We start from the raw sequence: 12,825 nt of genomic DNA on the forward strand, positions 1-12,825 counted from the left end.
CCTCCTTTAATTTCCCTTTTATTGAACAACAATTTATTTGTTCAAATGAATTATTCATAGTAATATCTTATAAAAATATTCGTCAAAACTAAATGATTCCCTTTAAAAATTTTCAACTTTTTTCTAATTTTTCTTTCTTTGTTGACCATTTCGTTAACAAAATTCGACGAATTACAGCAATATTTTGAAAAAGCCTTACGCCAAATGCAAAAACCGCTGCTAAATACAAGTCTACACCAAGATGAACACCGAGAAAAGCTAAACTTGCAGCAAGTATTATATTAAAAAAGAATCCAGAAACAAAGACCTTTTCATCATAAATATTTTGCAAATAAGCACGGATTCCTCCGAATAATGTGTCGAGTGCTGCTAAGACAGCAATCGACAAATAATTGGAATATTCTTCAGGAATCCGAATTTCTGTCAGCAAGCCCAGAATAATGCCAATTATTAATCCCATGACCGGAAGCCACATTAGGAACCGCTCCCCTCTTTAACCGGCTCCATATACCGGATGCGAATTGGATTCTGATTAGCAGGGACTGTTATTTCCGGATTTGGCGCATTCACATCGAGCCTTAAGTTCTCCGTGAAAAATTCGTCTCTCGCTTTGGAAACTTTCATTCGGTTATATAACTTTTCAGCCGTACTAAGATCATTGACGACTACTTTTACCTCGAGTGGCAGTTCCTTTACGGTATGGCCATCAATTTTCGTTTCGGTATTGATATCCCGGATAACAGTCGTATTAATAACCCTTTGTCCATCAATCGAAACATATTTGGCTTCATACATGTTTAGCTCATTTAACAGTCTTTTCAAGAGTTCCGGTGAAACAACATTCTTCGTCGTTTCCCCAAGTTGAATATTTTCCATGACGGGTTCAATCATTAAAGTAATTCCCGGGCCAGTTACTTCTGTTAAGCCCGCGTCTGTCTTTAATTCATTTAGGGTGTCCCGCAGAGCCTTTTCTTTGCTTTGCTCTCTTTTAGATTTATAGGCTGATAGTTTTTCCTCATTTGATCGAATTTCATTCAATAAATTAGATTGCAGCTCCTTTTCCTTTAGCAAGGCTTCTCTAAGCTGCCAAATATCCCTTGTATCCCTGTCCTCAGGCTTTTTTACCGTTTGAAATTGGACTGCTATCATAAAACCAATTATCGCCGCAATCAGCGTAAAGTTTATTTTCATTTTCCGTTTGTCCACTTTTTCCACCCAGCCTTCTCATATATACTTGTGGACACATTATTAACCGCCAAGAATAGGGTTTAAAACAATTTCACTTTCTTTTTCTAGTGTGAAAATGATATTATCGTTAACCAGCTGATCCTTCACCCCGCCGACTAAGTTAATAGATGATGCAAGGACCTCAGGGTCTCCGATAGCTGTGATGACAAAAGGGGCTGGATACTGCACTCCATCAACTGTTATGACAGGGCCCTCACAGTTAATATAAGAATGGCTCGTTAACCTTTGGCCATTTATCGCAACCGCAGCCGCTCCTGATATGTAAAGCTCATTGATCACCTTGAAAACATGATGTTCATGAACCAAATAACTGTTTATATTCTGTTCTTTCGGATTGTAAGCCCCATCAGTCAGAGTAATTTTTACTCCCTTTCCCGTAACCTTTACCTTACCTAAAAACATCCTGTATTTTTCTGCATCCTCGGCAAGGTTGGTAAACACCTGTGCTTCCTTTGCTAGGCTTTTTTCATTTTCTGTCACACTGGCCTGTTTTTGCCGCAGTTCCTTTTGCAGTTTTCGATTCGCCTCTTCCTGCGAAATTAACTGGTTTCGTAAGGCAAGGGTTGTTTTATATTGGTTATCAGAAAGGCTTGTCCTTTCCGATTCATGTTCCAATTGGGTTAAATGATACGAGAATGCCATGATGAACCCCAAAACTAAACAGACAAGGGATAAAACGAGATGATTACCCTTCACCTTCATGATTTTCAACTTTATTTTCCTCCACTTCCGTATCAAAAGCCTTAAAATATGAACCTACCTCTAAATCAATAATGCCCTTTTTATTTGGGTCTAACTGGCTGATTATGGAAGGATAGTGGACCATCTTTTCAGCGAAGCTTCTAAGTGTGGCACTTACCTCAAAACCATCATTCATAAAAAGAGTAATATGATATTTGTCGGTTTTTTTCGGAGTGTAATGAATTTCAGAAATGGAGTTCACAATTCCAACCGGAAGATTTTTTAACCCTTCAACCATTTCATCGAGGACTGGCCCTTCTTTGAATTTAACTAGAATCGGAGAATTGCTGGGAATCATATCAGTTTTTTTATCGGTTAGGATTTTTCCGTTTTCCATCACCGGAAGGTAGGCATTGTCTTGATATAGATAAGCCATCCTTTTATGTTCTTTTACTTGGATCAAGATTGAATTCGGCCAAATAACCTTAACTTCTGCACTATTAATTTCAGATAGCCGTTTCAGGCTGGCGGCTACTTTATCCTTTCTGACTTCCCAAATGTTCGTGCTGTTCGTTAGGCCGCTTGTTTTGATGATTTCGGCTTGGGAATATACCTCATTTCCTTTTATGGTAATCTTTTTTATATGGGCTAACGGTGATTGTGTATAAGCAACAGCTGCTATCATTGTAAAAAACAAAAACAATAAAAGCACAAGCCTTTTGTTTGCCTTTTTCCGCCTTTGTTCTTTTAATTTAGGAATTCGATCCTCTAGAGCAACTATTTTTCCATTTTCCATTTATAATTCCTCCACCATAAAAAGTGGTTTCCCTTGATTTTTGTCGTGCTTGTCCAAAAGATTGGAAGACGCTTCTAAGAAAGAGAAACAACGGCACGAAAAGTCATGCCGTCATTCATTTTCTACCGCATTTTTCCTATAATATTACCAGTAATTATATCACAATATTTGTCATTCGTAAGACATTTCTTGCTCAAAATAAGGGTAAAATTTTGGAACTAATGTCAGGAAAATTCCACAGGCGGCCTTGCTTATTTTCTCCCGATGATTTCAACTTCCGTTTCCATTTTTATTTGATATAAATTGTAAATCGTATCTTTAACATGCTGAATTAAGGCAAGCACATCCCCTGCCGTGGCATTGCCGGCATTGACAATAAAATTCCCATGCATTTCGGAAATCTTTGCACCGCCAATACTAAAGCCCTTAAGGCCTGCTACTTCAATTAATTTTCCGGCGTAATTAGGTAGTGGATTCCGAAAAATACTGCCTGCACACGGAAAATTCCAAGGCTGAGTTTCCTTTCTGTAATCTTTGTTTTTTTGCATCTGGGCTACTATCGAGTTCCTTTCTCCTGCCTCGAGTTGAAATACAGCTTCGACGACGATACCCGGACGTTTATTCTGCAGAATGGAGGTCCGATAAGAAAACTCTAACTCATCATTAGAAAGCCACTCCATTGAACCATCCAAAAATAGGATATGTGCTTTTGTAAGAACCCTGCTGATGTCAGACCCGTGCGCTCCAGCGTTCATGTACACGGCCCCGCCGACAGAACCGGGAATTCCGCTAGCAAATTCCAGACCGGATAGACCTTTTTTGCTAATTAGGGTAGATAGACTAACAAGCGAATGTCCGCCGCCAACAGTTATTTCAGTTCCATTAATCTCAAGCGAATCGATACCATTGCCCAGTTTCAGGACAACTCCCTCAATTCCTTTATCTGACACTAAAAGGTTGGAGCCTCTGCCGATGGCCCGCCAATTTAAGTGATGGTTTCTAATGACTTCCATTACCTTTTGCAAATTTTCAACTGAAGAAGGTTCAATAAGTATATCAGCGGGACCGCCGATTTTAATTGTGGTGTGATGGGCAAGAGGTTCATTTATCTTCACTTTTCCGATATTTAATTCTTGCAATTCTTTTACAGCTTCAACCAATTTATACCACCTAGCTTTCCTAACTTACATATCGTTTTAGTTTATGCCAAAAAAATAATTTGGGCTACTAATGATTACCATTATTTCATCAGATTCCTCATAACTTTGTAAAGTCTAACAGCTGAATCCGGAACACCCATTTCCCTGGATTTTTGCTTCATTTCCTTGAGTATGTCTTTATTTAGCAAAATCCGATCTATTTCCTTAACAAGGGCCACGCTCGTTAAATCCTTTTCCAGTAAAACTTGTGCAGCTCCATGGCTGCTAAGTGACCTGGCATTTTTTTCTTGATGATTATTCGTTACGTACGGACTTGGGATTAAAATACTAGGTATTCCAAGCGAAGTGAGCTCTGCCAATGTGGTAGCCCCTGCTCTCGCTACAACTAAATCAGTCCCCGCCAAAACTTCGGGCATATTATGAATAAAAGGTTTGATGACGACATTTTTGGGGCTTCCAATCAATTCAGCTTCTTTTTTAACATCTTCATAATGCACTTCACCGGTTACATAAAGCACCTGATATGGTTTACCTGCAAACTCAGAGATTGCCTTAATAACCGCCTCGTTTATAGGCCTCGCCCCTCTCGACCCGCCAACTATTAAGACACAAGGCTCTGTCGTGCTCAAACCCGCAGAAAGCCGCCCCTTAATGCCATCCGTACCAATGACCTCAGATGCGCGGGGGTTACCTGTAAAGACTACTTTGTCTTTAGGGAAAAACTCTTTCGCTTCATCAAAACAGATGGCAATTTTGCTGACGTAACGGCTCAAAAACTTGTTCGTTAAGCCGGGAACACTATTTTGCTCATGGATAATCGTAGGGATATGCAGTTTGGCAGCAGCATAGACAACCGGCCCGCAAACATATCCTCCTGTCCCAATCACTATGTCCGGTTTAAATTCTTTTAATATTTTTTTGCTGTCTCTTACTCCTTTAAGAAACCGCCAAATCGTTTTCACATTTTCAAAGGATAGCTTTCTCTTAAAGCCTGTAATGTGGATGGACTTAAAAGAGATATTTTCCCTAGGAACAAGTTTACTTTCCAAACCATTATTTGTACCTATGTATAGAAATTCGGCTTGATTATTTTCCTTTTGGATTTCTCGAATAAGTGCAAGTGCAGGGTATATATGACCTCCTGTACCGCCGCCGCTTACCGCTATTTTCAAATTTCTCACCTCGTAAAAGTCAGCTAAACACATTCTACTATAAAAATTATATGAAAAAAGCTATCGAAAAAAGAATGTTATCTATTTGTAATGAAAAAGAAAATTAGAAACAAACAAAAAGACCCTGTCAACCAACAGGGTACTCTTTAATATCTCGAATAGCGGCTTATATTCAGGAGCACACCAATTGCCATTAGCATAAGTGTCAAGGAAGATCCTCCATAGCTTAAGAATGGCAGGGTAATCCCCGTAACCGGCATCAATCCTGTAACAACACCTATATTAATCATAACCTGAATCGCAACCATTGCGATTATTCCGACGGCTAGAAAACTTCCATATAAGTCAGGTGCACCTAAGGCAATACGGATCCCGCGCCATAATAAAAGCGCAAATAAAAGAATAACGAATGATCCGCCAATAAAGCCCAGTTCCTCCGAGAGAATCGCGAAAATAAAATCTGTTTGCGGTTCAGGCAGGTAGAAAAACTTTTGCCGGCTTTCACCAAGACCAAGTCCGAACAAACCGCCAGGGCCTATGGCATAAAGCGATTGAATGATTTGAAATCCGCTTCCCAAAGGGTCAGACCATGGATCTAAAAATGACGTGATCCTTTTAATACGATAGGGAGCAGAGGCAATTAAGCCGATAAATCCGGCTACTCCAATGAGTCCCAGAAAGGCAAAATGACTGATGCGTGCACCCGCGATAAAGATCATCACCACGCACGTGCCCATCATGACAGTACCTGTCCCTAAATCAGGCTGGAGCATAATCATTGCAAACGCAACGAAAGCGAGGCCCAATGAAGGGACAAGTCCTTTTTTAAAGGAAGTAATCAATTTTTGCCGTTCCGAAAGATACTTTGCCAAAAAGGCAATCATCGCAAGCTTCATAAATTCTGACGGCTGAATCGAGAACGCCCCTACCCCAATCCAGCTTCGTGACCCATTCCGAACATTTCCGATACCCGGGATTAAGACGAGAATTAATAAGACAAAGCAAACAATTAAAATAGTTTTAGACCACGTCCGCCATGTCCAGTAGTTAATATTCATAATAAAAAACATTGCCAGTATGCCAACACCCGCGAATAAGGTTTGCCGTTTTGCAAAGAAAAAGGAATCTTCGAATTTATATTCAGCCCAGATTGCACTCGCGCTGTACACCATAATCAACCCTACGGCGAGCAAGGTAAAGGTAACGATCATTAAAATAAAATCGGGAGTTGTTCTCTTTGTCGGCACAGCTAAACACCTCAACTACAAGTTTTAGGGCTTGAAACATCACCGCCTTAGAACTCTAAGTTGGACATGCCCTTACTTAAGCTTATGCACCGCTTCGATAAAAATGTCTCCCCTGATTTCAAAACTTTTATATTGATCCCAGCTGGCGCAGGCAGGAGATAACAAAATTACGTCACCCGGTTCCGAAAATCCGAATGCAGCAGGTACAGCCTTGTCAACATTATCGACACGCTTTATGCATTTTATTCCCGCAACTTGCCCCACGCGTTCAAGCTTTGGCGCTGTCTGGCCGAACGTAACCATTGCTTTTACATTTTCAAAGTAAGGAATTAACTCATCAAACTCATTACCCCGATCCAGCCCGCCTGCAAGCAGGACAATCGGACCGTCAAATGCCGAAAGTGCTTTGATTGTTGCTAACGTATTCGTTGCCTTTGAATCATTATAGAATTTTCTCCCATTCACTTCAGCAACGTATTGCAAGCGATGTCTGACTCCTGTAAATGTAAGAAGAACCTGTTGAATGGCATGATTTTCAACACCTGAAAGCTTGGCTGCAGCCATGGCCGATAAGATGTTTTCCAAATTATGGCGGCCCGGCAGAACAATTTTCTCAATTTCCATTACTTTTTCTTGATTAAAACAAATCCAGCCGTCCTTGATGCAGGCCCCTTCCATCAGCACTTTTTTGGTAGAGAAGGGAATGATTTTCGCTTTGGAATGGCGGGCCATTTCGAAAGTTTCTTCCTGGTCGGCATTTATGATTAAATAATCATCCTCTGTTTGGTTTTTCGTAATGTTTGCTTTTGCCCTTTTATATTCCTCTCTAGTCCCATGATAATCCAGATGGGCATCATAGATGTTTGTAATAATAGCAATTTTCGGTTTAAAAGTATTAATCCCCATTAACTGGAAGGATGATAATTCAATAACAATTGTATTGTCTTTCCCCGCTATCTCAGCTACACCAGATGCAACTGTCCCGATATTCCCTGCAATTAACGGCTGCTTTTCACCCTCATTCAGCATTTCATACACGAGTGTTGTCGTAGTGGTTTTCCCATTCGTTCCGGTAATCCCGATAAGTGGAGCTTCGGAGATTTCATAGGCAAGCTCCACTTCAGTTATGACAGGAATACCTTTTTCAAATGCGCCTTCAATCATTGGATTGGTATATGGAATTCCGGGATTTTTGACAATCAACTCAAATCCCTCATCCAGCAGCTCAACCGGATGCTCCCCGCAAATTACTTTAATCCCTTGTTCTAACAGCCCTTGAGCCTCGGGATTTTCCGACAATGGCTTTTTGTCATTAACTGTTACAAAGGCTCCAAGCTTATGTAAAAGAGCGGCGGCCGTAACTCCGCTTTTGGCTAACCCTAAGACAAGAATTTTTTTATGGCGATAAGATTCAATCTGCTTCAATTACAACCACACCTCGATATAGATTCCAAGAATCGCAAAAATTAGGCCGACACTCCAAAAAGTAACAACTACTCTCCATTCAGACCAGCCGACAAGCTCATAATGATGATGCAGGGGACTCATTCGGAAGATGCGCTTTCCAGTTGTTTTAAAGGAAGCAACCTGAAGAATGACTGATAAAGTTTCAATCACAAAGATCCCGCCAATGATCAGAAGCAATACTTCTAGCTTCGTAAGGATGGAAATGGCGGCAATGGCTCCTCCCAGCGCAAGCGAGCCTGTATCCCCCATGAAAACCTTGGCCGGATGGGCATTAAATACCAAAAAGCCAAGTACAGCACCGACAATGGCAACAGAAAAAATCGCAACTTCCATTTGCGACTGATTCCAGGCAAGGACGGCGAACGCGCCGAACGCAATAGCGGCAGTACCGGACACCAAGCCATCTAATCCGTCCGTTAAATTGACAGCATTGGAAAAACCTACTAGCCAAAAAACAATAAAAATGACAAAAAACCATCCCAAATCAAGCGACTTGTCGGTAAATGGAAGGATGATTTCGGTTGAAAAACCGTTTTGTTTGTACACCAAGTAAAATATAACGGAAATAATAATTTGTCCTAAAAACTTTTGCTTGGAGGTTAATCCCAGGTTTCTCTTCAGGACTACTTTTATAAAATCATCTAAAAATCCCAATAAACCAAACCCAAGCGTGACCAAAAGCAGCAAATACGTTTTAACCGTCGGTTCGGAAAATTTGCCCGTCATCACCAGCGTTGTTATGACAATTGCAAATAAAATCATGATGCCGCCCATCGTCGGTGTTCCTGATTTTTTCTGGTGTGATTTAGGTCCTTCCTCCCGGATGCTTTGTCCAAATTTCAACCTTCTTAAGAAGGGAATAAAAACTGGTGATAGCAGCACCGATATTAGAAACGCCATGATGATTGTGAAAAATATAACTTGCTCCAGCATATTATCCCCTCCCCCCGTGTATCTTTTCTTGTTTTTCGATTATTTTTTTTAGCATTACAGCAATATCATATGATTCGTTATTTTTATTAAGAAGTTTTTTATTTGAAAATTTAAAGTTAGTTGTCTCCATTTTTGCAGTTGTTTCTCCATCCAATTTTTCAATATATCGTGTTAAAATCTGTACAATTGCATCCCCTAAATCATCTGTAAAAAATACCGGAAAATGATTTGGAGTGTAATTCGGCAGTTTTTTTCGTTTGTCCCAAAGAACCGCGATAGCACCTTGAGCAATGGCTTCAGATAGACTGCCGCTATCTTCGCTTATATGGATAAACAGTCCCTTTGGCTGTATATCCCCCGCCATATCAGTCACCGTATAAAAAGCAAAATCACCTTGGACTCCTTGTTTTTCCGAAAAAATTTCAGCCAAGTCCCGATAGGTCAAAACCATTATTTTCTCTCCTCAATTGCTTCCCTAGCGACAAGCCGGTCATCGAAATCATAAACTTCACTGCCGATAATCTGATAGGTTTCGTGTCCCTTGCCGGCAATCAAAATGACATCACCTGCTGTTGCCTGCTTTACCGCTTCGCCAATGGCTTCTTTACGGTCAGGAATCACCCGATAAATATAGTTCCTGCCTTGAACCCCAGATTCCATTTCCTTTAAAATTTCAAGCGGATTCTCACTGCGTGGATTATCCGACGTGAAGATCGGATCAGTTGCATATTGGCAGGCAATTTGCGCCATCAGAGGACGTTTCGTCCTGTCCCTGTCACCGCCGCACCCGACCACAACGAAGATTTTTTGCTTGGCAAAATGCTGAATTGTCTTCAAAACATTTTCCAAGCTGTCCGGTGTATGGGCATAATCGACAATCACGGTAAAATCTTGACCTGCTTGGACAAGCTCAAACCTTCCTGCCACTCCCTTAATACTTTCAAGAGAGCCAATAATCGTCTCTATTGGAAGCCCTGATACCAGTGCGGCCGAGATACTGGCCAAAACATTATAAACGCTGAATTTGCCGATAAACTGAATGTTTACGGGATATCTATGATTGCCAATCACGACCTCAAATTCGGTGCCTGATGCGTTCATCTGGATATTTTCCGCTTGAATGTCCGCTTTTGAGTCGATCCCATAAGTCACAACATAGGCAGCCGTCGACCGTTTAAACATGATTGACGCAGGGTCATCAGCATTTAACACGGCAAATTTTGGATTTTTCTGGTTAAAGGTGTTACCGAGCTGAGCAAATAATAGACTCTTTGCCCGTTGGTATTCATCCATTGTCTTATGATAATCGAGATGGTCTTGAGTAAGGTTGGTAAATACGGCCACGTCAAAGTCGCAGCCATGGACCCTTCCTAAATCCAAAGCATGTGAAGAGACCTCCATGACGGCTGTTTCCACCCCATCATCCACCATTTGTTTAAAGGTTTTTTGCAGCGTTAAGCTTTCAGGTGTGGTATTTTTAGTTTCAATCAGCTTATCAGCAATTTTTGTATACATCGTGCCAATTAATCCGGTAGTCCGCCCATAATCAGCAACAATCTTTTCAATCATATGGCTGGTTGTTGTTTTTCCGTTTGTACCTGTAATTCCAATCAAGTGCAGTTTCTTTGAAGGCTGTTCGAAAAAGGTATCAGCCAGAACCGCCATTGCTCTTGTTGTATCATTCACAACGATAACAGGAACATCGAGCATAAGCGGACGTTCCGCGAGAATAGCAGCAGCACCGCTTGCTGCAGCCGATTCAGCAAAATCGTGCCCGTCCACGGTGTAGCCTTTAATGCAAATAAATAAGCTCCCATTTTGCACCTTGCGGTTGTCATTTTCTATTGAAGTGATTTCCCGGTCTTCTCCTTCATAGGGAATTATCAGATGCAAACTCTCAAGCAGCTTTTTCAGCTTCATGTTCATCTCAAATCCTCTCATTACCTTACCTCTGCTTTTGCCAATGCCCCTTTAGAAGAGACTAGTGGGCGAAAGTTTCACTTTATTTTACATGAAAATAAATTTTTTTGCCATTTTGTTTTTTGTATTGGCAAAAGCTAGAGGTGAGAATTGATTTAAGACTTATTAATTAATCACCACTGCCGAAGTATAGTCTAATTTTTGAACCTTCCTTAACTTTCGTTCCAGGTGCAGGAGATTGTCTCACAACAACATCGCCCTCGCCGCTTACATCAACTCGAAGGTTCAAGATTTGTTCCATAAGTTCAACTTTTGTCATGCCGACAAAATCAGGTAGTTCGATTGGTGCAGTATCAGGCCATTTGATTTCTTTTTCAATTTGCTCTTTTCTTGGTTCTACTCCCATCGCACTTAAACTGTCCTTCATTATATTCCCTACAATCGGAGCACTAACAGTACCTCCAAATGCAGTTACGCCTTTCGGGTTATCAACAGCAACATAAACAACAATTTGCGGGTCATCCGCGGGAGCAAAGCCAACAAACGAGACGATATAGTTATTTTCTAAGTATCGGCCACCCTGAGCTTTTTGGGCTGTTCCAGTTTTGCCGCCAATCCGATATGAATCAACAAATGCTTTACCTCCAGTTCCTTGGGCAACAACACTTTCAAGGGCATGGCGAATTTCTTTAGATGTGTCCTCAGAAATAACCCTGCGCTTTTCAACCGGAGTATTTCTCATTACGATTTCTTTTGTTACTGGATCGATTAATTCCTTTGCAATAAAAGGTTTATATAAGATCCCGCCGTTTACGGCAGCAGACACTGCAGCAACCTGCTGGATTGGTGTAACAGATACCCCTTGTCCGAAAGCAGTTGTTGCCAATTCAACCGGGCCGACGCGGTTCATATTAAATAGAATCCCGGTTGCTTCCCCCTGTAAATCAATCCCTGTCTTTTGGCCAAAGCCAAAATCCTTTACATATTGGAAAAGCTTTTCCTTGCCCAGCCTTTGACCAAGCTCCACGAATCCGGGGTTGCAGGAATTTTGCACAACTTCTAAAAAGGTTTGATCTCCATGTCCGCCTCGTTTCCAGCATTTCAACCTGGCACCGGCTACCTGAACTGAGCCGGAATCATGAAAATGTTCTTTCTCTAAGTCTACCTTTCCCTCATTCAATGCCGCTGCCAGCGTAATGATTTTAAAAGTCGACCCCGGCTCATACGTCATCCAGACAGGTAAATTCCGGTTGTAAACCTCCTGCGGAACGTTGCGGAAATTTGCCGGGTCAAAGGATGGCCTGCTTGACATCGCTAAAATCTCCCCACTGTTCGGGTTCATCGCGATGGCAATAATTCCATCTGGATTATATTTCGCTTCGGCAATATCCAGCTCTCTTTCGACAATCGTCTGGACCTTTGTGTCAATCGTTAATTTTAGGTCAAGACCGTTGACGGGCTTCTCATAATCATCAGCCATATCATTCATTCGTTCGCCTTTGGCATTTGCATAAAATTTAACAGAGCCTCTTTCCCCGCTCAGCTCTTTATCATAATATTTTTCAAGGCCCATCAATCCCTGGTTGTCCACTCCTGCAAAGCCTAGAACATGGGCTAAATAGCTGCCGTAAGGATAATGTCGTTTAGAATCTTCCCCTATATAGACACCATCAAGACCTAATGCCCGGATCTCTTTTGCTTTTTCATGGGAGATCTTTCGCCCTTCCTTTATCCGAACAATTCTCTCTTTTTGTGTGATCTCGCGATAGGCTGTTTCTTTAGGCATATTTAATACTGTGGCCAGTTTTTCAGCTGTTGTCGCCGGGTCTTTAACCTGCCTTGGGACAACCCAGACAGTTGGGGCACTCATATTAGTCGCTAATGGAACACCATTGCGGTCAACAATTTCGCCTCGCTGGGGCTCAAATGGAATATTCCGGCTCCAAGAATCCTTTGCACGTCCAGTCAACATGTCTCCGAGATAAAATTGTACATAACCTAGCCTGACATCAATAATCAAAAAGATCAGAATTCCGATGATTAGTGCAAGTAATAACCGTTTACGGACCGTTACATTTGAAACGCGCATATTTGAACAATGCCTCCTACTCCTTTACGTTATCGTTCATTTATATGCTTGTACTTCCTTGATTAGAACGGGTCCAAACGGTTCAAACCGCGGAAAAGAGGCTGTCCGATTA

12 protein-coding genes are annotated in these 12,825 nt (G+C 41.4%); all 12 read right to left on the reverse strand.

Features of this window, described 5'->3' with window-relative positions; all coding sequences use genetic code 11:
• Positions 1-112 precede the first annotated feature (112 nt).
• The 12 genes from KHA99_RS05605 to KHA99_RS05660 all read right to left on the reverse strand — a co-directional run bounded on the left by KHA99_RS05605 (position 113) and on the right by KHA99_RS05660 (position 12,713).
• A complete protein-coding gene (locus KHA99_RS05605; protein ID WP_213116413.1) occupies positions 113-475 on the reverse strand; it encodes a small basic family protein in 363 nt (120 codons plus the stop codon).
• Entirely contained in the window at positions 475-1,206 is a 732-nt protein-coding gene (locus KHA99_RS05610) for a DUF881 domain-containing protein (protein WP_213116414.1), read from the reverse strand. The genes KHA99_RS05605 and KHA99_RS05610 overlap by 1 nt, the downstream gene beginning before the upstream one ends.
• A gap of 42 nt (positions 1,207-1,248) precedes the next feature.
• Positions 1,249-1,950 (reverse strand): DUF881 domain-containing protein, encoded by a 702-nt coding sequence (locus KHA99_RS05615; protein WP_213116915.1) that lies wholly within the window; start codon positions 1,948-1,950, stop codon positions 1,249-1,251.
• Entirely contained in the window at positions 1,934-2,725 is a 792-nt protein-coding gene (locus tag KHA99_RS05620; protein ID WP_213116415.1) for a cell division protein FtsQ/DivIB, read from the reverse strand. The genes KHA99_RS05615 and KHA99_RS05620 overlap by 17 nt, the downstream gene beginning before the upstream one ends.
• 251 nt (positions 2,726-2,976) lie before the next feature.
• A complete protein-coding gene (gene murB / locus KHA99_RS05625; RefSeq protein ID WP_213116416.1) occupies positions 2,977-3,885 on the reverse strand; it encodes a UDP-N-acetylmuramate dehydrogenase in 909 nt (302 codons plus the stop codon).
• Between the two features lie 80 nt (positions 3,886-3,965).
• The gene (gene murG, locus KHA99_RS05630) at positions 3,966-5,057 is read right to left on the reverse strand and encodes an undecaprenyldiphospho-muramoylpentapeptide beta-N-acetylglucosaminyltransferase (RefSeq protein WP_213116417.1); all 1,092 of its coding nucleotides are present in this window, start codon (positions 5,055-5,057) and stop codon (positions 3,966-3,968) included.
• 146 nt (positions 5,058-5,203) lie between these two features.
• A complete protein-coding gene (gene spoVE, locus KHA99_RS05635; protein WP_249366536.1) occupies positions 5,204-6,268 on the reverse strand; it encodes a stage V sporulation protein E in 1,065 nt (354 codons plus the stop codon).
• A gap of 108 nt (positions 6,269-6,376) precedes the next feature.
• Entirely contained in the window at positions 6,377-7,729 is a 1,353-nt protein-coding gene (gene murD, locus KHA99_RS05640; RefSeq protein ID WP_213116419.1) for a UDP-N-acetylmuramoyl-L-alanine--D-glutamate ligase, read from the reverse strand.
• Positions 7,730-8,704 (reverse strand): phospho-N-acetylmuramoyl-pentapeptide-transferase, encoded by a 975-nt coding sequence (mraY, locus tag KHA99_RS05645; protein ID WP_213116420.1) that lies wholly within the window; start codon positions 8,702-8,704, stop codon positions 7,730-7,732. It lies immediately after the preceding gene.
• A 1-nt stretch (position 8,705) separates the two neighbouring features.
• Complete coding sequence (locus tag KHA99_RS05650) at positions 8,706-9,155, reverse strand: hypothetical protein (protein WP_213116421.1); 450 nt, start codon at positions 9,153-9,155, stop codon at positions 8,706-8,708.
• Positions 9,155-10,624, reverse strand: a complete 1,470-nt coding sequence (locus tag KHA99_RS05655; RefSeq protein ID WP_213116916.1) for a UDP-N-acetylmuramoyl-L-alanyl-D-glutamate--2,6-diaminopimelate ligase — start codon at positions 10,622-10,624, stop codon at positions 9,155-9,157. The genes KHA99_RS05650 and KHA99_RS05655 overlap by 1 nt, the downstream gene beginning before the upstream one ends.
• 169 nt (positions 10,625-10,793) lie before the next feature.
• Entirely contained in the window at positions 10,794-12,713 is a 1,920-nt protein-coding gene (locus KHA99_RS05660) for a stage V sporulation protein D (protein WP_213116422.1), read from the reverse strand.
• Between the last annotated feature and the right edge of the window lie 112 nt (positions 12,714-12,825).

The sequence above is a fragment of the Neobacillus rhizophilus genome (genome assembly GCF_018343535.1).
GTDB lineage: Bacteria > Bacillota > Bacilli > Bacillales > Cytobacillaceae > Neobacillus > Neobacillus rhizophilus.

Bases quoted from the DNA above. Each gene is read 5' to 3' on its own strand.
- spoVE (WP_249366536.1), bottom strand. From the start codon at position 6,268: ATGATCGTTACCTTTACCTTGCTCGCCGTAGGGTTGATTATGGTGTAC.
- KHA99_RS05655 (WP_213116916.1), bottom strand. From the start codon at position 10,624: ATGAAGCTGAAAAAGCTGCTTGAGAGTTTGCATCTGATAATTCCCTAT.
- KHA99_RS05615 (WP_213116915.1), bottom strand. From the start codon at position 1,950: ATGAAGGTGAAGGGTAATCATCTCGTTTTATCCCTTGTCTGTTTAGTT.
- KHA99_RS05650 (WP_213116421.1), bottom strand. From the start codon at position 9,155: ATGGTTTTGACCTATCGGGACTTGGCTGAAATTTTTTCGGAAAAACAA.
- KHA99_RS05620 (WP_213116415.1), bottom strand. From the start codon at position 2,725: ATGGAAAATGGAAAAATAGTTGCTCTAGAGGATCGAATTCCTAAATTA.
- mraY (WP_213116420.1), bottom strand. From the start codon at position 8,704: ATGCTGGAGCAAGTTATATTTTTCACAATCATCATGGCGTTTCTAATA.
- KHA99_RS05605 (WP_213116413.1), bottom strand. From the start codon at position 475: ATGTGGCTTCCGGTCATGGGATTAATAATTGGCATTATTCTGGGCTTG.
- KHA99_RS05660 (WP_213116422.1), bottom strand. From the start codon at position 12,713: ATGCGCGTTTCAAATGTAACGGTCCGTAAACGGTTATTACTTGCACTA.